Raw genomic sequence first — 17,321 nt, forward strand, 5'->3', positions numbered from 1 at the left:
ACATGTATAAACGGGTACGCCTACGCGACACGGTCGAAGTCCCGCCGCGGTTTCTGGCAGACGTCAGTCCGGGGCTGGTCAAGAAGCTCCTGCAGGAGAAACTCGAAGGTCGAATGGACGAGGACGTGGGCAGCGTCGTCTCCGTCATCGAGGTCCACGACATCGGCGACGGGGCCGTCCTGCCGAACGAACCCGGCGTCTACTACGAGGCCGAGTTCGACGCGCTGACCTTCGATCCGCAGATGCAGGAAGTGGTCGACGGGGAGGTCGTCGAGGTCGTCAACTTCGGGGCGTTCATCGGCATCGGGCCGGTCGACGGCCTGCTGCACGTCTCGCAGATCTCCGACGAGTACCTCGCCTACGACGAGGAGAACCAGCAGCTCGCCTCCCGCGAGTCCAATCGGACGCTCACCGTCGGCGACGCCGTCCGGGCGCGAATCGTCACGAAGAGCATCGACGAGCGCAACCCGCGCGACTCCAAGATCGGCCTCACGGCCAAGCAGGTCGGCCTGGGCAAGCACGGCTGGCTCCAGGAGGAGCGCGAGCGGCGCGAGGGAACGGCCGAGGCCGGTGATAGCTGATGGCTGACCGACTCGTCTGTCGCGACTGTCACCGCGTCCAGGGCGCGGAGATCGAGAGCCAGTGCGAGGCCTGCGGCGGCACGTCGCTGACCGAGGACTGGGCGGGCTACGTCGTCATCGCCCACCCCGAGCGCTCCGACATCGCGAAAGAGATGGAAGTCACCAAGCCGGGCAAGTACGCGCTGAAAGTCCGCTAACGTGCCAGACACCGTTCTCGAACTCCCGCGCGGCCTGCGAAGCGAACTGAAAGAGCCGCTCGGGCCGATCTACACCGACACAGCCGCGCTGCTCGCCGACGCCGGCGAGCCGCTGATCGCCGTCGGCGACATGGTCACCTACCACCTGATCGAGGGCGGACGCGTCCCTGACCTCGCGCTGGTCGACGAGCAGACCAAGCGCTCGGCCGTCGACGGCGACGTGACGGCCGCCATCGGCGGGTTCGACGTCGAGCGGACCGTCGAGAACCCGGCGGCGACGCTGACCGCGGCGCTGCTGGCGGCGATCCGGGACGGGATCGAGAGCGACGAGACGACGCTGCTCGACGTGGACGGCGAAGAAGACCTCGCCGCGCTCCCGGCCGTGATCGTCGCGCCTACCGGGGCCAGCGTCGTCTACGGTCAGCCTGACGAAGGGATGGTGCTGGTCACCTGCGACGAGTCGGCCAGAGAACGCGCGCGGTCGCTGCTGGAGCGGATGGACGGTGACACGGAGCGGGCCTTCGAGTTACTCGGAGAATAGGAAGCGGCCGCTGACGATTACTCCGGCCGCGGGACGCTGAGGTTCTGCATCTCTGTCTCACAGCGGTCACAGGTCACCGCCGAGAGCTCGCTACAGAGCCGCTTCCCGCAGTCCGGGCACTCGAAGAGCTGTTCGTCGTCGTCACAGGGCGCCGGATCCGACCAGGTTGGCATACTTACACACACATGGTACTTGTTACCGTATAAACCTTGCTCACAGCACGGATTTTGCGACCGAACGTTCACCAAAAGTGGACGAACGTTCACTCCAGGACGTGGACGTGCCTGACGAGCGAGCGGTGGACGCGCCGCCGAAAGTAGCCGTCGACCGTCCACCCGGCGCCGGTCGCGGCGTCGCGCCAGTCGCGGTCGGCGACGAGCACGCAACGCGACGCCACCCGGTTCGCGTCGCCGAGCGCACCGGAAACGAGGGGGTCGAGGTCGCCCTCGATTCGGGACTGGCGACCGTAGGGCGCGTCGAAGACGACGGCGTCGACGGCTCCGTCGGCGACCGGCAGCGAGGCCGCGTCGGCCCGGAACACGTCCCAGGGCCCCGATTCGGGGTAGGCCGCCCGGTCGGGGTGGCCGTCGTCGTCGAGGGCGTACCGGAGGTTCTCGCTCGTCCCGCGAACCATCTTTTCCTGTGCGTCGCCACCGACCACGCGAGCGCCGACCAGCCCCGCTTCGAGCAGGAGGCCGCCGGTGCCACACATCGGGTCGAGCACCGTCGCGCCCGGCCGAGCGCCGGCGACGTTGACCAGCGCGCGGGCTTCGAGCGGGTCCATGCTCCCGGGCTGGAAGAAGGGCCGGTCGGTGGGCTGGCGCTCGCCGAAGTCCCGGACGCTTTCGGCCGCGAGCCAGCCGAGGGCGCAGCAGGCCTCGCCGGTCCCGCCCTCTTCGTCGCCATCGGGGTCCGAGAAGTAGGCGTAGAGGACGTTCTCGGGCGTTTCGAGGTCCACGTCGAAGCCGCGGTCGGTCAGGACACCGCCCAGCGTCCGCTCGGCGCGCTGGGTGTCGATTCCGGTGCTCGCTCGCACGTCGACCGCGCGGACCGCGACGCTCCCCTCGCGCTCTATCGTCGCCGCGTCGAGCAGCGCTTCGGCGCTCTCGACGGCGGGATCTGTGGTCCCGAGCAGGTCGCAGGCCCGGTGGGTGAACGCGAGATGGCGGACGCGGTCGCTGACGCCGCGCGCCGTCGCGAGGCCGGGCGCGAGCACGTCGACCGCGCTGGCGGCGCTCGCCGCCTCCCGCGCCGCGAAGGCGTCGTCCTGCCCGCCGAGTTCGAGGACGTACACGCCCGACCCGTGTGGGCGAGCGGGCATGAGCGTGCCGGTCCGCCGCCGAGCGGCGCGAACACAACGCACAAACGCCGCCCCGCCGTACCCCGAGTATGCTCCAGTCCGGGTCCCCGAGCCTGACCGGCGGCGGCATCGTCGCCGTCCTCGTGACCGTCCTCGTCACCTGGCTGTTCTACGGCGTCACGCTCCACCTCGCCGCGACGTTCTTCATCGGCGACGTGCCGAGCCAGTTGGCCGCCAAGGCCGCCGTCGCGCCGACGATCGTCTCGCTGATTCTCCAGCGCTGGGGCGTCGAGTCGGGTGTCGTTTCGGCCGACCTCGGCGTCGCGGTCGTCCTGTTGCTCACCCTCGTCGCCGACGGCATCGCCATCAGCCTCTCCTACCGGCTGTCGACCCGCTCGACGGCCCCGCTCGTCGCGCTACACCTCGCGTTCGCGGCGGTGCTCGGGTTCGCGCTGAACAACATCTTCGGGTTCTTCTGAGCCTCGGAACAAACGCGAAGTGGGAGAACGACTGCCGGACGCCCGCGGCCGTTTGCGGCGCGGGACGGACGCGACTAGCATACCGCGCCGAAGGCGCGGTTTCACTCCGAGCGCGGCCGCAGGCCGCGGCTCGGAGCCGTTTTAGCGTAGATTTTTGCGGCGGGGGTGCCCGCAGCGCCGTCGGCGCGAGGACACCCGCGCCGTAAAAAGGTACTATTCCACCAGTCGTTCGATCTCCGTCACGAGCACGTCGCTCGCGCCCACGTCCTTGAGGGCGCTGATGGTCTCGAAGACGGCGCGCTCCTCGACGACGGCGTGGACGGCGACCTGGTCGGAGCCGGCGATGTCCATCACGGTCGGCCCGCCCATGCCGGGCAGGACCTCCTCCACGTCGTCGAGGGCGTCCTCGGGGGCGTTCATCATGAGGTAGCGCTTGTCCTCGGCGGCGAGGACGGAGCCGAGCGCGGTGTCGACCTGCTGGACCTTCTCGTCGTCGGCCGTCTCGGGTCGGGCGAACAGGCGCACAGAGCTCTCGAGCACCTCGTCGACGACTTCGAGGCGGTTCATCCGCAGCGTCGTCCCGGTGGAGGTGATGTCGACGATGCCGTCGGCGATGTCGACGTGTGGCGTGAGTTCCGTCGCACCTGAGACCTCGGTCACGTCCACGTCGACGTCGACGCGGTCGAAGTACCGGCGGGTGACGGTCGGGAACTCCGTGGCGATGCGGCCGCCCTCGAAGTCGTAGACCGTCTCGACGTGGCTGTCCTCCGGCGCGGCGAGGACGAGCCGACAGGAGCCGAACTCCAGGTCGCGCAGTTCGACGAGTTCCTCGGGGACGGACTCGCGGACCTGGTCGAGGCCGGTGATGCCCACGTCGGCCGCGCCGTCGGCGACGTACTCCGGGATGTCGGCGGCGCGGGCGTACAGCACGGTCACGTCGGGGTCGACGGTCTCGGCGTGGAGCTGGCGGTCCGCGCCGTTGACGAGGTGGAGGCCGGCGCGTTCGAGCAGTTCCTCGCTCGGCTCGTGCAGGCGGCCCTTGTTGGGGACGGCGATTCGCATACTCTCACTGGCACCCCGCGGGGCAACTGTCTTTCCCCTCGCTACGATTCACGGCGCGGCAGGACGGCGAACACGCCCGCCGCCAGCAGCGTCAGGCCGGCCAGCAGGTAGAAGGCGGTGTCGAACAGGCCGCGGTCGGCGAGCAGGCCCACCGCGGTCGAGCCGAGCGAGCTGACCGCGAAGAAGGCCGTCCGGAGCAGGCCCCAGCCGGTCCCCTGGACGGCGTCCGGGAGCGAGTCGACCATGTACGCGTTCGACAGCGGACCGGCGCTCATCCGGACGCCGATGGCCGCGGCGACGGCCGCAAGCGGGACCAGCCCTTCGACGGACGGGACGAGCGCGAGCGGGACGACGCTGACGAGCGCGACGGCGGTCAGGACGGTCGGCGTCCCGTAGCGGTCGGCGAGGCGGCCGGTGGCGGTCTGTGAGAGCGCGCCGCCGACGAACAGGACCGACAGGAGCGCGCCGGCGGTCCCCTGCGGGAACTCCCTGACCGTGACGAGGTAGGTCGTGAGAAACGCCGTCACGGCCTGGAAGGCGAACAGCATGAGCGTCTCGCCGGCGACGGCGAGCAGTAGCGGTCGGTGGCGGAAGCCGGCGACGGCGGCCCGCAGGTCCGTCCGGAGGCTCCGCGTCGTCTCGCTGTCGGGGCGGTCGGAGACCGTCAGCCAGAGCGCGACGGCGACGAGGCCGAACAGCGGCGCGGTGGCGGCGAAGGCCAGCCGCCAGCCGTAGCGGGTCGTCACCAGCGCGACGACCGCGGGCAGGGCCGCCGCGCCGATCGACCCCGCGGCCATGACGACGCCGAAGGCCGTCCCCTCGCGGGCGTCGAAGGTCCGGGCGAGGACGGTCCCGCGCGTCGGCCCGTACAGTCCGCTGCCGAATCCGAACGCGGCCGTCGCGAGCAAGAACAGCGAGAACACCGGCGAGAAGAAGTACCCCAGTAGGCCGACGGCCGACAGGAGCGCGGCGGCCACCAGCAGCGTCCGCTCGCCGACCCGGTCGATGAGGACGCCGGCGGGGAACTGCATCGCCGCGTAGGTGAGCCAGAGGACCGTCACCGCCAGCCCGGCCTGGGCGTTCGAGACCACGAACTCCTCGCGTATCGTGGGCAGCACGGCCGGGACGACGAAGCGCATCCCGAGGACGAGGAACCACCCGGCGGCGACGGCTCCCAGCAGCCGACCCGGGCTCTCGCGGCGGAAGCCGCGGACGCGCCGGTGGATGCGGTCGGCGATGGCCATCGTGTGCTCCCGAACGTGACGGAGGCGAAAGACCCCTGCGGAAGCGGCGGCGGGCCGACACCGGACGACGGGAGCGGTGCAGACCCGTCGAACTAAGACCGGCGGCGGCGAAGCCCCGCCCATGACTGAACTCCTCGTCACGGGCGGGCGGGTCCTCCAGCCGGACCTGACCGTCGAGCGAGCGGACGTACTGGTCTCACAGGACAGCGGCGACATCGTCGCGGTCGACGACCCCGGCACGCTCGACGGCGACGACGAACTCGACGCCGAGAACAGCCTCGTCATCCCGGGGCTGGTCAACGCCCACACCCACGTCGCGATGACGATGCTGCGCGGTCTCGCGGACGACAAGCCCCTCGGCGCGTGGCTCCGCGAGGACGTCTGGCCGGTAGAGGCGGAACTGACGCCCGAAGACATCCGCGCCGGCGCGGAACTCGGGCTGGTCGAGATGATCCGGTCCGGGACGACCAGCCTCTCGGATATGTACTTCGAGGTCGAGGAGATCGCCGAGGCCGTCGACCAGGCCGGGATGCGGGCAGTCCTCGGGTTCACCGCGGTCACGGTCGGGAAGGACGAGGAGGGCGCGCGGGCGGACCTGCAAGAGAGCCTCGACGTGGCCGAGCGACTCGACGGCGCAGCCGACGGCCGGGTTCGGACGACGTTCCAGCCCCACTCGCTGACGACGGTCGGCGAGGAGTACTTCCGGGAGTTCGTTCCCGAGGCGCTTTCGGCGGACCGCTCGCTGCACTTCCACGCCAACGAGACGCGCGACGAGGTGACGCCCATCGTCGACGAACACGGCGTGCGCCCCCTCGCCTACGCCGCGGACCTCGGCCTGCTCGACGGCGACGCGTACATCGCCCACGGCGTCCACGTCGACGACAGCGAGATCGATCTGCTGGCCGAGACGGGCACCGGCGTCGCGCACTGCCCGGCCTCGAACATGAAGCTCGCCAGCGGGATGGCGCCCGTCCAGGACATGCTCGACGCCGGCATCACCGTCGGCATCGGGACCGACGGCGCGGCCTCGAACAACGACCTCGACATGTTCGACGAGATGCGCGACGCGGCCATGCTCGGGAAGCTGGCGGCCGACGACGCCAGCGCCGTCGACGCCGGCACGGTCGTGGAGATGGCGACGGCAAACGGCGCGGACCTGCTCGGCTTCGACAGCGGCCGCATCGAGGCCGATGCGAACGCCGACCTCGCCGTCATCGACCTCGACGCGCCGCACCTGACGCCGGCCCACGACCTCGTCTCGCACCTCGCCTACGCCGTCCGCGGGAGCGACGTGCGCCACACGGTCTGTGACGGCGAGGTACTCATGCGCGACCGGTCCGTCGAGGTGTTCGACGAGGCGGCGGTGCGCGAGCGGGCCGCCGAGCGCGCCGAAGCACTGGTCGAGCGCGCGGAGTCCTAGCCGATCGAAGTGAAGTGGTAACTAAACGGCGAGAACAGTGTATAAACGGTATCGGCGGTTCTCGGACGGTTTCTCTCCCGCCTCGAACGAGGTGAACGAGTTGAACGAGAGGGGGTGTTTATCGCCGTCTCGGTGGAGGTACAGGGTACGATGCGCACGAAACTGTTTGCCCTGTACGCCGCCGTCGGACTGATCGCACTGGCCGCCGGCCCGGGCCTGGTCGCCGGGGCGGACTCGGCCGGAAACACCGCGGGGAACGCGCTCGCGGTCGGCGTCACGCAGGCCGACGACGGGAGCGCGACGGTATCGGTCACGGCGAACGACACGGGCGTCGCGAACGCCTCGGTCGCCGTCGAGACGGTCGACAACGCGTCCTACGCCGGGACCGGTGACTACACGACCGACGAGAACGGCACGGTCGGGCTGCCCGCGCCCGAGCAGAACGTCACGGTCGAGGTGAACGCCACCGCCGACAACCGGACCGCCGTGACGACGGCCGACCTGACGGTCGCGCCCACGAACGCGACGAACGAGACGGAGTTCGCGAACTTCGGGCTCGAAGTCTCGGCGTTCGTCGCCGACCTGCTCGGCGACGAGAACCGAACGGGCGGCATCGGACCGGCCGTCGCCAGTTTCGTCACCGCGAACAACCCCGGCAACGCGCCGGACCACGCCGGCCCGCCGGCGCACGTGACGGGCGAGAACGAGAGCGAGAACGCGACCCATCCGAGCGACCGCCGCGGCCCGCCGGCCGACATCTTCGGCGATGACGGCGACAACGAGACCGACGACAAACGCCGCGGCCCGCCGGAAGACCGCGGCCCGAACGCGGCTGACGACGAGACCGAAGACGAAAACGAGACCCACCCGAGTGAGCGCCGCGGGCCGCCCGAGGACCGCGGACCGGACGGCGAGACGGACGAGGAGACTGAGACCGAAACGGAAACCGAGGCCGAGGACGACGACGCGTCGGACGACCGCGGGAACGACGGGTCCGGCAGTGAGAACGGCAACAGCGGCGGGAACGGTGGCGGGAACGGGAACACCGGCGGAAACGGGAACGGCCCGCCGAGCGACCGCGGCAACTGAGCGGCTTCGGTAGGATTTTACGACATCTATTCGACTATTCGGGCATGACAGCCCCGATTTCAGATCGTCTCGACGACGCCGACGAGGCCCGTGAGTCCGGCCGCAAGAAGATGGACTGGGCCATTCAGCACATGCCGATCTGCGACGCACTTCGCGAGCAGTTCGAAGCGGACCAGCCCTTCGCCGGCGAGCGCATCGGCATGGCGATGCACGTCGAAGCGAAGACCGCCGTCCTGGCCGAAATCCTCGCCGCCGGCGGCGCGGAGGTCGCCATCACAGGCTGTAACCCACTCTCGACGCACGACGACGTGAGCGCCGCGCTCGACGCCGTCGACGGCGTCACCTCCTACGCCGAGCGGGGCGTCGACGACGAAGCGTACTACGACGCCATCGAGGCCGTCATCGACCACGACCCGACCATCACTGTCGACGACGGCATGGACCTCGTCGCGGCCATCCACGAGGACTACCCCGAACTCATCGACACCATCGTCGGCGGGGCCGAGGAGACCACCACCGGCGTCCACCGCCTGCGTGCCATGGACGAGGACGGCGAGCTGAAGTATCCGGTGTTCGCCGTCAACGACACGCCGATGAAGCGCCTGTTCGACAACGTCCACGGCACCGGCGAGTCCTCGCTGGCCTCCATCGCCATGACGACGAACCTCTCGTGGGCCGGCAAGACCGTCGTCGTCGCCGGCTACGGCTACTGCGGCAAGGGCGTCGCGAAGAAGGCCGCGGGCCAGAACGCCGACGTGGTCGTCACGGAGGTCGAACCCCGCCGCGCGCTCGAAGCCCACATGGAGGGCTACGACGTGAAGCCGATGGCCGAAGCCGCCGAGGTCGGCGACGTGTTCATCACCACGACGGGCAACCGCGACGTGATCGTCGAGGAGCACTTCGAGGCCATGCAGGACGGCGTCCTGCTCGCCAACGCCGGCCACTTCGACGTGGAGATCGACCTCGACGCGCTGTCGGACCTCGCCAGCGACACCTACGAGTCCCGCGACGGCGTCCAGACCTACGAGATGGCCGACGGCCGCCGTCTGAACGTCCTCGCAGAGGGCCGTCTGGTCAACCTCGCGACGCCCATCGCGCTGGGCCACCCCGTCGAGGTCATGGACCAGAGCTTCGGCGTACAGGCCGTCTGCGTCCGCGAACTGATCGAGAACGGCGACGACTACGACGCCGGCGTCCACGCCGTCCCGGACGAACTGGACAAGGAAGTCGCCGAGATCAAACTGGACGCTGAAGGCGTCGAGTTCGACGCGCTGACCGACACGCAGGCCGAGTATATGGATTCCTGGCAGCACGGGACGTAGGGCGGTCCGAACGAAGTGAGGACCGCCGTTTAGTCGAGCGGCGAAGCCGCGAGCAATAGCGAGGCCGACCGAAGGGAGGCCTCGAATACCCGAGCGGGGAACGAAGTGACCCGTGAGGGACGTAGAGTGGTCTGAGCGCAGCGAAGACCACTTGGCAGTCGAGCGGCGACGCCGCGAGACAGAGAGAGCAAACGAGAGAAAGAACCGTAGAACGCAGAAAGCGAAGGGCCGAAGCAGCGTGCCAGAACTCCGTAGTGTCAGTGAGGGGGCGGCCGCTATCGTTGCACGTCGACGGAGACGGTCGACTGAATCCAGGCCGACCGGTTCTCCGGGTCGCCGATGTGGGCGACCGTGCTCTCGCCGACGTCGTACTCTTCGAAGGTCGCTCGGATGCCAGACCGTGAATCGGTGTCGTGTGTGTGCGTCATGTGTGCCTGTGTGGGCAGTTACCCGTCGAGGGGCGGCGTCCCAACCACCACCCCTCTCGTCCTTACCACACATCGAGAGAGAAGGGAACGGGGTATCCGCTTGTCTGCTAGCTGTATTGGGTCGGGGACCCGGAGACGCTACGTGTATAGTGTGCCCTGAACTGGCCGGGTCGTCTCGCCGCCGTCGCGGTCGGATCTGGAGTGACGGACCGCGCCGCACGCGCCGGCCCGCTCGGTGACGGCAATTTTATTCGCCCCCGTCCGAAAGGTGCTGGCAATGGAACCGCTGCACGCGCGCTATCCGTTCCTAGAGCAGTCGCGGGCGGCCGTCGAGGCGGCAGCGGTGGATCTGGGCGAGGTGGTCGCGACGAACGAGGCGGTCACGACGCGGGCGCTGGAACGCGTCGAGACGGCCATCACCGACGGGACCATCGGCGAACCACACCGCCGGACCCGCGTGGAGTTGCTGTCCTACCCCGTCGCGCGCGTGCTGGTGTCGCTCGTCGACGTGCACATCTGCACCCGCCGGTACGCGCAGGCGGAGGCCGCGACGGCCTACGAGCGCTTCACCGAGGAGTTCGCGACGACGACGGAGCTGAAATCGACGCAGAGCGCCCGACTGGACCGTGACGAACTGCTCGCTGAGTTCGACCTCGCAAGCGCGGTGCGAGCGGCGGGCGACGGCTTCCGCGTCGAGGTGGGGGCGTATCTCGATCTCGCTGCCGACCAGCGCGGCGATTCGTGGCGGCTGGTCAACCGGGCGCTCGCCGACGGCTGGGTCCGGGTCACCGCGGAGGAACTGAACGTCCTGCTGAAGCAGGCGATCCGCCACCGCGTGACCGAGGGGCTACCCTTCGAGGTCCCCGACGCCATCGCCGGGGAACTGGACGAGGAGGTCGAGTACCTCCAGGAGATCCTCTCCGACCTCGACCTGACGCGGGAGATCGACACCGTCGTCCCCGACCTGTTCCCACCGTGCATGAAGGCGCTCCTCGATCAGGTCCAGAAGGGCGAACACCTCGAACACCACTCCCGGTTCGCCATCGCCGCGTTTCTGACCGGCATCGGGATGACGACGGACGAGATCGTCGACCTGTTCCAGGTCAACCCCGGCTTCGGCGAGGAGGCCACCCGCTATCAGGTCGACCACATCCGCGGAGAGACGAGCCCGACGGAGTATTCGACGCCGGCGTGCTCGACGATGCAGTCCTACGGCGACTGCGTCAACAAGGACGACCTCTGTGAGACGATTTCGCACCCGATGGGCTACTACGAACAGAAGCTAGACGACGCCGAAGAAGACGAACTGGTCGACTGGCGCGAGGACGGCGAGAGCGAAGACGAGGCCGACGCCTAGAACTGCTGGCGCTCCAGCCAGAGCCCGGCGACGGTCATCACGACGATGAACAGCCCGATGACGCCCACGAGCGCGATTCCCCCGGTGGGTTCGAGGCTGGTGTCGACCATGTACGTCTGCGAGACGAACGCTGCCGCGGCGATAAATATCACCACGGCGATCGCCGAGATCACGATTTGCAGGACCGTCTCCCGCTCGATATCCATGTGGCGCGATTCCACAGGCCCGGCAAAAAGGGTATCGAAGCGCGCGAGCGGGGCCGGATCGGCGAGCGATTTACCTCCGTGGAGAACCTACGTTTCGACTGGACACACACCGAAACACAGCCGTGTCCGCACCTATGACGCTCATCGAACCAACAGCGGACAGAGAGCGCACTGCACTCGCACCGGACCTCCGAGCGCTCCCCGACCGCGCCGCGCGCGCCTGGACCGAGCGGATGGCCGTCAGTCCACGCGGGGAGAGCACGTACGCCGTGACCACCGAGAGCGGCCACACGTATCTCGTCGACGTGAAACGGCGGTCCTGTTCCTGCCCCGACAACCGCATCCGCGGCGAGCGCTGCAAGCACCTGCGGCGCGTCGCCATCGAGATCACCGCCCGTCGAATCGCGCCGCCGGGCAAGCAGCGGGCGACCTGCGACGCCTGCGGGGCGGTCACGTTCGTCGCCGAGGACGCCGCCCCGCCCCACCTCTGCGAGCGGTGTCGACTGACGCCGGGCGACGTCGTCCGGGACCGCGAGACGGGCGACAGACTCGTCGTCGGCCACGTGACCGACGAGCGCGCCAGCGAGCGCGTCGTCGAGGCCACAGGCGAGACGGTCGCGACCTACGACACCAACGCCGGCTATCCCGCGGACGACCTCGTGGTGGAGGCGACGTACCTCTCGGACGCGATTCGCTCGGAGGACCCGCGCCGGTACGCCTTCCCGCACTCGCGACTGGAGCGGACCGACGAGCGTCTCGTCGATACCGTGGATAGCTGACCGACCCTACTCCAGCATCGCCGCGGCCTCCTCCTTCGAGAGGTCGCCGCGCTCGAACGCCGACAGCACGTCCAGCACGCTCTGGTCGGGGCCGTCGTCGGCCACCTCGTCCAGCGTGACCTTCTGTGAGTGGCCGACGAACTCCTCGAAGTCCGTCCCGTCGGCGAGGGCCGTCTCCTTCTTGACGCGGTAGTTCCCGCCGTCGGTCGTGTGGAGGTCGCCGGGGTGAAAGAAGTACCAGTCCTCGCGGTCGAAGCGGACGCCGATGCGGGGTTTCGCGCCGAAGTTCCGCGCGAAAAAGAGCAGGGCCTCGACCTCCTCACCGGTGAGATAGATGGGGTCGCCGGCGCTGGATTTCGCCTCGATGGCGTAGAACGTCTCGCCGTCGCCGGTCAGCACGTCCGGCAGTTCGCGCTCGGTGGCGCTGCCGCTCGCGGGTGCGCGCATCACCGCGAACCCCGCCTCGTCGAGGGCGTTGACCAGTTCGCGCTCGCGGCGGTCGCCCTTCGCGTTCGAGTTTGCCATTATCAGTCCGTGGACCGTCGGCGGTAAAACCGTTCAGATACGCCAGGACCGTTCAAACCGTTCAGAGAGAACGGCCGCCGTTTGACCTATCGCGAGGCATATCCCCTTCGATGTCCTCCAGACCGATGGCATGGATTGGGTCAACGCAGTCACGTCGGGCCGCGGCCAGCGCCTGACGGGAGTCGACAGCACAGTGAAGCCGACCAGACAGCGACCGGGAGCGAATCTCACGGAGGGTCGAGACCGATGAGGCGACGACGGTTCCTCGCGTCGAGCGCCGGCGTCGGAGTCGGCCTGCTCGCGGGCTGTAGCGGGTCGAACACCGACGGGACCGGCGGCGACGGGACGAGCGGCGACGGCGCGGACGGCGATGGCGAGACGGAGACCACGTCCGGCGACGGGTCCGCCGTCGGCTCGTTCCGCCTGCTCATCAGCGACCGGCCGGCCGACATCGGCGACTTCGACTCGCTGAACGTCTCGTTCTCGAAGGCGCGGATCTTCCGGGCCGGCGACGGGGCGACCGAGGAAGCCGACGCCACCGAGGCGGAAACGCAGACCGGAACCGCCGACACAGCGACGGCGACCGCCACTCCGAACGGCACGGAGACGGCGACCGCCACTCCGAACGGCACGGCGACAGAGACGGTCGAACCGTCCGAAACGCCCGAGCCGACCGAAACACCCGAACCGACCGAGACGCCGGAATCCGAAGATGCCGACGACAGCGAAGATGACGGCTTCGTCGTGCGCGACCTCGGCGGCGCGACCGTCGACCTCACCGAGGTCGTCGGGGAGAAGGCCATCAGCGTTCTCGACGGCGAGCTATCGGCGGGCCGCTACAGCAAGATCGAACTGTACGCCGCGTCCGTCGAGGGAATCGTCGACGGCGAAGCGGTCGACGTGAAGATTCCGAGCGGGAAGCTCCAGCTCACCAAGCCGTTCGAAGTCGTCGCCGGCGAGTCCGTCTCGTTCGTCTTCGACATCAACGTCGTGAAGAAGGGCAACGGGGGCTACAATCTCCTCCCGGTCATCTCCGAGAGCGGCGTCGCTGGGACGGACGTGACCGTCGAGGAAGTCGGCGCCGACGGGTCTGAAACGCCCGAGTCGGAGACTGAAGCGAGCGAAACGCCGGACGAAGAGACGACGGAAGACGAGGCGACGGAACAGGAATCGGAGACCGAAACGCCGGACGTGGAGACCGACGCCGGCCAGAGCGGGAATCAATCAGCCAGCGAAAACGGAAACGGGCAGTAGCCGCGCTGCTCAGTCTTCCAGCCGGGACTCCAGTTCCCGGACGACCTGGTCGGTGGTCCCGCCGTCGCCCCGGACCGCCCGGGTGTAGCGCCGGTACTCCTCGGGCGAGACCTGCACCGTCTTCGTCTCGCCCTTGTGTGCGATTTCGAGCTTGACGGTGCCGTGCGGGTCGTTCCGACGGCGGAAGCTCGCCATCGCGGTGAACACGAACCAGAACGCCACGCATGACCCGAGGAAGTACGCCATCGTCGTCTCGAAGGCGAACGTCTGCCCGCCGACCGTCCAGTTGTAGGGGTACGCGACCTGGAACAGGGCGATACCGACGAGACAGAGCGCGGCCCCGGAGCCGACGCCGACCTGCTCGCGCCGGCTCGACGGGAGGACGGCGACGACGCTCAGCAGCATCGCGGGGATGCCGAGTCCACCGAGCGTGCCGCCGAGCTTCTCCGCGGCGTGGGGGGCGGTCGCGCCGAGAAACGCCGACAGCGGCGTCGTGACGAGCAAAATCGCGGCGACGACGGCCAGCGCGCCGCAGACGCCCAGGGTCGCGCCGGCGACGACGCGGCGCGGGTCGCGGCCCTCCCAGCGCCGACTCGTGTACGCGTCCCCCAGGTTCTCCATACCGGCCCGTTAGACGGCGACGCACAAAACGATACGTCAGACGCGCGTGCGACGCCGGACGGCCGCGAGCGCGTCGTCACCGGCGGCTGTCAGTGTCCCGAGGTGATCGGTGTCGACCAGTTCGAGCGAGGCCCGCGGGAGGCGGTCTGCGAGCGCCCGACCGGTCGACGGCGAGACGTTAGCGTCGTCGCGGCCCTGATACACCGCAACGGGGACCGACACGTCCGCGAGGTCGACGGGCCACGGACGAGAGAGGAGGCGCTGCTCGCGGACGACGGCGCTCGGTCCGCGCGCCATCGCGGTCAGCATGTCCGCCCGGACGACGCGGGCCACCTCGTCGGCGCCCAGCGCGTCCGTCTCGGGCGTCTCGTCGGCGACGAACTCGACGGCGTAGGACGGGTCCCGGCGGAGGGCCACCCACCGCTGGAGGCGAAAGAGCCGCCCGAGCGCCCACGGCGCGTGGCGGGACAACGTCCCGACGAACTGCTGGACGCGGCCGGTCGAGCCGACATCGGGAGGACCGCTGGAGCCGAGAAGTGCGACGCGTTCGATTTCGGGCAGGCGGTGGCAGGCGAGCGCGAACGGGCCGCCGCCGGAGAAGCCGACCGCGCCCGCGGACTCGACGCCGAGGTGTGACAGGAGGGTCGCGACGTCGTCGGGCCAGTCGGCGATTCCGACGGAGGCGTCCGTCGAACCGCCAATTCCGGGTCTGTCGGGGGCGATCAATCGGACGCCGTGCTCGCGGGCCGGAGCATCGAGGAGGCGCGCGACGACGTGTGAGCCGGGCGTCCCGTGGCAAAACAGCACCGGGTCGCCGTCGGGGTCGCCGTAGGTGGCGTAAGCCAGTCGGCGGTCGTCGGAGAGGGAGAGCGTGGCGGTGTCGTCGTCAGTCGGCCGCCAGTCGGCGGCCGGGACCTGCGGCGGGGACCGCATGGGTGCCTACTCGCTCTGGATGCGGGGCGCGAGCATGTAGGTGACGCGGCCCTGTCCCTCGGCGAAGTTGAAGTGCATCTTGACGGGGAACTCCTCGCCCAGTTCCATCTCGACCTCGGCGTCCTTCGGAATGGCCTTGTTCATGTTCTTCAGGTAGTCGAGCGAGAACAGCGAGTGGGCGTCGCCGGGCGTGAGGTCGATGAGGTCGTCGCGAGTGAGTTCGAGGTGCACGTCGTCGGTGTCGCCTTCAGCGTCGACGTAGAACAGCTCCTCGGTGGCGTCGACGCCCAGCGCGATGTGGTCGCTGACCATGTCCGCCGCGGTGACGGCGCGGTCGATGTCGCGGCCCTCGATGACGATGTTCGCGGAGAGGTCCAGGTCCGGGAGGTCGGGCTCCTGGCGGATAGAGTCGGGGTCGATGAGGGCGAGCGTGTATTCGAGACCGTCGATAGAGATGTGGAGCTTGCGCGTCTTCTCGTCCAGGTCGAGGTGGACGAGCTGGCCGGCGTCGGCCATGCCGGCGATGTCTTCGAGGCGAGAGAGATTGACGCCGATGAGACCGCCGTCGGTCTCGTAGGACTCGAACGCCGCCGCGTCGAGCCGCAGATCGACCATGCCGACGTTCGCCGGGTCGACAGCTCGGATTTCCAGCCCGTCTTCTTCGAGGTGGATCTTGCACTCGTCCACCAGCACGCTCACGGAGTCGAGAGCCGCCTTGAGCGTGTCTGCGCTCACGATGGCGTTGAACATCTTGAACCGGGCTACGCCCCCATCCATTAAAAAGTCCCTCATTGAATCCGCGTGCGCGCGGGCGATTCAGACACGTCGCGATAGCCGATCAGGCCTCGGGCTGGAACACGTCGGGGTTCGCCTCCCCTTCGCGGTTGATGACGGCCATCATGCCCTTGCGAGCAACCCGCGAGAGCGCGTGATCGACCAGTTTGACGGGGCCGGGGACCTCGGCGTGCATCGTCGCGATAGCGCAGGATCCGGGCTTGACCGGGGTGGTCTGGACGAACTTGTTCGGCGGCCCGGCGATGGAGCCCTGCTGCCAGACCTCGTCCCAGACGGAGCCGATGGGGTGGAAGCTCGAATCGAGGTTCGGCCCGCCGACGACGAAGTACACCCGTGCGTTCTCGCCGACCTGCATCGTCGGCGCGCCGCGGACGTCGGGCGTGATGGCGTACTTCTCCCCGTTCATCAGGACGTACGTGGGGTCTTCGGCCGCCATCGCGTCCATGTCGAAGTCGTGGTGGCCCTTCTCGCCGGCGGCCCCGGTGGTGTACAGTTCGTGCTGGCCGAAGTAGAACTCGTGGTCCACCTCGGGCAGCCCCTCTTTCGGCTCGACGAGGATCATCCCGAACATCCCCGAGGAGATGTGCATGTCGAGGTTCGGGACCGCACAGTGGTAGATGAACGCGCCGGGGTAGGTCGCCTTGAACCGGAAGGTCTTGGTCTGGCCGGGCGTGACCATCGACGCCTCGGCGCCGCCGCCGGGTCCGCGGACGGCGTGGAGGTCGATGTTGTGCGGCATCGAGTTGCCCTCCTCGTTCGTGATAGTGAGTTCGACGGTGTCGCCGCGGCGGACCCGGACCATCGGTCCCGGAATCTGCCCGTCGAAGGTCATGTACGTGTACGTGACGCCGGGTTCGATCTCGGCGACCTGCTCCTTGGTCGTCATCTCGACCGACACCGTCTTCGGCTCCGAGCGGTCGATGGGGTCCGGAATGTCGGTCGGGTCGGCGGCGATACGGTCCACGTCGGTCTGTTGGGCGGCGTTCATGGCTGGCTCCTGTGGGGTCGTTCTGGTCTCGGTCGGCTCCTCTTGCGCACCCGGTGCGCCGGCACAGCCCGCGAGCGCGGCCGTGCCGACACCCAGGGCCTCTAGCACCCGTCGCCGGGTCGCCGTCGGAATGGTTGACATTGGTGGGACTCCCTACAGGAACAGGTCTGACTCGGATAGATATATACCGAGACGGGGGT

Annotated in this window: 21 protein-coding genes; 10 read left to right on the forward strand and 11 right to left on the reverse strand. The window is 68.9% G+C overall.

Features of this window, described 5'->3' with window-relative positions; translation table 11 throughout:
- Positions 1-2: 2 nt before the first annotated feature.
- The 3 genes from ACOZ4I_RS16430 to ACOZ4I_RS16440 are packed head-to-tail and all read left to right on the forward strand — an operon-like array spanning position 3 to position 1,319.
- Entirely contained in the window at positions 3-581 is a 579-nt protein-coding gene (locus ACOZ4I_RS16430) for a DNA-directed RNA polymerase (RefSeq protein WP_162413401.1), read from the forward strand.
- On the forward strand, positions 581-778 hold the full coding sequence (spt4, locus tag ACOZ4I_RS16435) for a transcription elongation factor subunit Spt4 (RefSeq protein ID WP_162413402.1): 198 nt from the start codon (positions 581-583) through the stop codon (positions 776-778). Before ACOZ4I_RS16430 ends, spt4 begins: the two co-directional genes overlap by 1 nt.
- 1 nt (position 779) lies before the next feature.
- A complete protein-coding gene (locus ACOZ4I_RS16440) occupies positions 780-1,319 on the forward strand; it encodes a GTP-dependent dephospho-CoA kinase family protein (protein WP_424001457.1) in 540 nt (179 codons plus the stop codon).
- Positions 1,320-1,336: 17 nt separating this feature from the next.
- On the opposite strand, the gene ACOZ4I_RS16445 is transcribed toward ACOZ4I_RS16440, so the two are convergent.
- Entirely contained in the window at positions 1,337-1,492 is a 156-nt protein-coding gene (locus ACOZ4I_RS16445) for a rubrerythrin-like domain-containing protein (RefSeq protein ID WP_424001459.1), read from the reverse strand.
- A gap of 89 nt (positions 1,493-1,581) precedes the next feature.
- The gene (locus ACOZ4I_RS16450; RefSeq protein ID WP_424004825.1) at positions 1,582-2,613 is read right to left on the reverse strand and encodes a TIGR01177 family methyltransferase; all 1,032 of its coding nucleotides are present in this window, start codon (positions 2,611-2,613) and stop codon (positions 1,582-1,584) included.
- A 95-nt stretch (positions 2,614-2,708) separates the two neighbouring features.
- Here ACOZ4I_RS16450 and ACOZ4I_RS16455 point away from each other — a divergent pair, with 95 nt between their 5' ends.
- Positions 2,709-3,098: a DUF7473 family protein gene (locus tag ACOZ4I_RS16455; protein ID WP_424001461.1), complete on the forward strand. Its 390-nt coding sequence runs from the start codon at positions 2,709-2,711 to the stop codon at positions 3,096-3,098.
- A 213-nt stretch (positions 3,099-3,311) separates the two neighbouring features.
- Here the strand turns inward: ACOZ4I_RS16455 and hisG are convergent, their stop codons facing one another.
- Together hisG and ACOZ4I_RS16465 are read right to left on the reverse strand one after the other, a co-directional pair.
- Positions 3,312-4,160 (reverse strand): ATP phosphoribosyltransferase, encoded by an 849-nt coding sequence (hisG, locus tag ACOZ4I_RS16460; protein WP_424001463.1) that lies wholly within the window; start codon positions 4,158-4,160, stop codon positions 3,312-3,314.
- A gap of 41 nt (positions 4,161-4,201) precedes the next feature.
- The gene (locus ACOZ4I_RS16465) at positions 4,202-5,341 is read right to left on the reverse strand and encodes an MFS transporter (RefSeq protein ID WP_424004826.1); all 1,140 of its coding nucleotides are present in this window, start codon (positions 5,339-5,341) and stop codon (positions 4,202-4,204) included.
- Between the two features lie 184 nt (positions 5,342-5,525).
- On the opposite strand from ACOZ4I_RS16465, the gene ACOZ4I_RS16470 reads away from it, so the two are divergent.
- The 3 genes from ACOZ4I_RS16470 to ACOZ4I_RS16480 all read left to right on the forward strand — a co-directional run bounded on the left by ACOZ4I_RS16470 (position 5,526) and on the right by ACOZ4I_RS16480 (position 9,235).
- Positions 5,526-6,824 carry an amidohydrolase gene (locus ACOZ4I_RS16470; protein WP_424001465.1) on the forward strand — a complete coding sequence of 433 codons (1,299 nt, stop codon included), beginning with the start codon at positions 5,526-5,528 and terminating at the stop codon, positions 6,822-6,824.
- Between the two features lie 150 nt (positions 6,825-6,974).
- Positions 6,975-7,913: a hypothetical protein gene (locus tag ACOZ4I_RS16475; protein ID WP_424001467.1), complete on the forward strand. Its 939-nt coding sequence runs from the start codon at positions 6,975-6,977 to the stop codon at positions 7,911-7,913.
- Positions 7,914-7,957: 44 nt separating this feature from the next.
- Positions 7,958-9,235, forward strand: coding sequence for an adenosylhomocysteinase (locus tag ACOZ4I_RS16480; RefSeq protein WP_424001469.1), 1,278 nt, complete (start codon positions 7,958-7,960; stop codon positions 9,233-9,235).
- A 275-nt stretch (positions 9,236-9,510) separates the two neighbouring features.
- On the opposite strand, the gene ACOZ4I_RS16485 is transcribed toward ACOZ4I_RS16480, so the two are convergent.
- Positions 9,511-9,663, reverse strand: coding sequence for a hypothetical protein (locus tag ACOZ4I_RS16485; RefSeq protein ID WP_424001471.1), 153 nt, complete (start codon positions 9,661-9,663; stop codon positions 9,511-9,513).
- 277 nt (positions 9,664-9,940) lie between these two features.
- Here ACOZ4I_RS16485 and priL point away from each other — a divergent pair, with 277 nt between their 5' ends.
- Positions 9,941-11,020, forward strand: coding sequence for a DNA primase regulatory subunit PriL (priL, locus tag ACOZ4I_RS16490; RefSeq protein WP_424001473.1), 1,080 nt, complete (start codon positions 9,941-9,943; stop codon positions 11,018-11,020).
- Here priL and ACOZ4I_RS16495 read toward each other — a convergent pair.
- Complete coding sequence (locus tag ACOZ4I_RS16495; protein WP_424001475.1) at positions 11,017-11,226, reverse strand: DUF7472 family protein; 210 nt, start codon at positions 11,224-11,226, stop codon at positions 11,017-11,019. The two genes, priL and ACOZ4I_RS16495, sit on opposite strands and share 4 nt — an antisense overlap.
- Before the next feature lie 134 nt (positions 11,227-11,360).
- On the opposite strand from ACOZ4I_RS16495, the gene ACOZ4I_RS16500 reads away from it, so the two are divergent.
- Positions 11,361-12,005, forward strand: coding sequence for an SWIM zinc finger family protein (locus ACOZ4I_RS16500; RefSeq protein WP_424001477.1), 645 nt, complete (start codon positions 11,361-11,363; stop codon positions 12,003-12,005).
- A gap of 6 nt (positions 12,006-12,011) precedes the next feature.
- On the opposite strand, the gene hjc is transcribed toward ACOZ4I_RS16500, so the two are convergent.
- Positions 12,012-12,530 (reverse strand): Holliday junction resolvase Hjc, encoded by a 519-nt coding sequence (hjc, locus tag ACOZ4I_RS16505; protein ID WP_424001478.1) that lies wholly within the window; start codon positions 12,528-12,530, stop codon positions 12,012-12,014.
- A 246-nt stretch (positions 12,531-12,776) separates the two neighbouring features.
- Here hjc and ACOZ4I_RS16510 point away from each other — a divergent pair, with 246 nt between their 5' ends.
- Entirely contained in the window at positions 12,777-13,784 is a 1,008-nt protein-coding gene (locus ACOZ4I_RS16510; RefSeq protein ID WP_424001480.1) for a DUF4382 domain-containing protein, read from the forward strand.
- 9 nt (positions 13,785-13,793) lie between these two features.
- Here ACOZ4I_RS16510 and ACOZ4I_RS16515 read toward each other — a convergent pair whose 3' ends face one another.
- From ACOZ4I_RS16515 to nirK, 4 genes are all read right to left on the reverse strand, one after another.
- Complete coding sequence (locus ACOZ4I_RS16515) at positions 13,794-14,405, reverse strand: DUF7139 domain-containing protein (protein ID WP_424001482.1); 612 nt, start codon at positions 14,403-14,405, stop codon at positions 13,794-13,796.
- 36 nt (positions 14,406-14,441) lie between these two features.
- A complete protein-coding gene (locus ACOZ4I_RS16520; RefSeq protein ID WP_424001484.1) occupies positions 14,442-15,338 on the reverse strand; it encodes an alpha/beta fold hydrolase in 897 nt (298 codons plus the stop codon).
- A gap of 6 nt (positions 15,339-15,344) precedes the next feature.
- Positions 15,345-16,088: a DNA polymerase sliding clamp gene (locus ACOZ4I_RS16525; protein ID WP_162413790.1), complete on the reverse strand. Its 744-nt coding sequence runs from the start codon at positions 16,086-16,088 to the stop codon at positions 15,345-15,347.
- A gap of 88 nt (positions 16,089-16,176) precedes the next feature.
- Positions 16,177-17,262, reverse strand: a complete 1,086-nt coding sequence (nirK, locus tag ACOZ4I_RS16530) for a copper-containing nitrite reductase (RefSeq protein ID WP_424001486.1) — start codon at positions 17,260-17,262, stop codon at positions 16,177-16,179.
- Positions 17,263-17,321: the final 59 nt, after the last annotated feature.

This window comes from Haloarcula salina (assembly GCF_049603855.1).
Taxonomy (GTDB): domain Archaea; phylum Halobacteriota; class Halobacteria; order Halobacteriales; family Haloarculaceae; genus Haloarcula; species Haloarcula salina_A.

Excerpts from the sequence above, each read along its gene's own strand:
- ACOZ4I_RS16515 (WP_424001482.1), bottom strand. The coding sequence starts at position 14,405 with ATGGAGAACCTGGGGGACGCGTACACGAGTCGGCGCTGGGAGGGCCGC.
- priL (WP_424001473.1), top strand. The coding sequence starts at position 9,941 with ATGGAACCGCTGCACGCGCGCTATCCGTTCCTAGAGCAGTCGCGGGCG.
- ACOZ4I_RS16500 (WP_424001477.1), top strand. The coding sequence starts at position 11,361 with ATGACGCTCATCGAACCAACAGCGGACAGAGAGCGCACTGCACTCGCA.
- hjc (WP_424001478.1), bottom strand. The coding sequence starts at position 12,530 with ATGGCAAACTCGAACGCGAAGGGCGACCGCCGCGAGCGCGAACTGGTC.
- ACOZ4I_RS16475 (WP_424001467.1), top strand. The coding sequence starts at position 6,975 with ATGCGCACGAAACTGTTTGCCCTGTACGCCGCCGTCGGACTGATCGCA.
- ACOZ4I_RS16525 (WP_162413790.1), bottom strand. The coding sequence starts at position 16,088 with ATGTTCAACGCCATCGTGAGCGCAGACACGCTCAAGGCGGCTCTCGAC.
- nirK (WP_424001486.1), bottom strand. The coding sequence starts at position 17,262 with ATGTCAACCATTCCGACGGCGACCCGGCGACGGGTGCTAGAGGCCCTG.
- hisG (WP_424001463.1), bottom strand. The coding sequence starts at position 4,160 with ATGCGAATCGCCGTCCCCAACAAGGGCCGCCTGCACGAGCCGAGCGAG.
- ACOZ4I_RS16485 (WP_424001471.1), bottom strand. The coding sequence starts at position 9,663 with ATGACGCACACACACGACACCGATTCACGGTCTGGCATCCGAGCGACC.
- ACOZ4I_RS16455 (WP_424001461.1), top strand. The coding sequence starts at position 2,709 with ATGCTCCAGTCCGGGTCCCCGAGCCTGACCGGCGGCGGCATCGTCGCC.
- ACOZ4I_RS16430 (WP_162413401.1), top strand. The coding sequence starts at position 3 with ATGTATAAACGGGTACGCCTACGCGACACGGTCGAAGTCCCGCCGCGG.
- spt4 (WP_162413402.1), top strand. The coding sequence starts at position 581 with ATGGCTGACCGACTCGTCTGTCGCGACTGTCACCGCGTCCAGGGCGCG.
- ACOZ4I_RS16480 (WP_424001469.1), top strand. The coding sequence starts at position 7,958 with ATGACAGCCCCGATTTCAGATCGTCTCGACGACGCCGACGAGGCCCGT.
- ACOZ4I_RS16520 (WP_424001484.1), bottom strand. The coding sequence starts at position 15,338 with ATGCGGTCCCCGCCGCAGGTCCCGGCCGCCGACTGGCGGCCGACTGAC.
- ACOZ4I_RS16510 (WP_424001480.1), top strand. The coding sequence starts at position 12,777 with ATGAGGCGACGACGGTTCCTCGCGTCGAGCGCCGGCGTCGGAGTCGGC.
- ACOZ4I_RS16470 (WP_424001465.1), top strand. The coding sequence starts at position 5,526 with ATGACTGAACTCCTCGTCACGGGCGGGCGGGTCCTCCAGCCGGACCTG.
- ACOZ4I_RS16445 (WP_424001459.1), bottom strand. The coding sequence starts at position 1,492 with ATGCCAACCTGGTCGGATCCGGCGCCCTGTGACGACGACGAACAGCTC.
- ACOZ4I_RS16495 (WP_424001475.1), bottom strand. The coding sequence starts at position 11,226 with ATGGATATCGAGCGGGAGACGGTCCTGCAAATCGTGATCTCGGCGATC.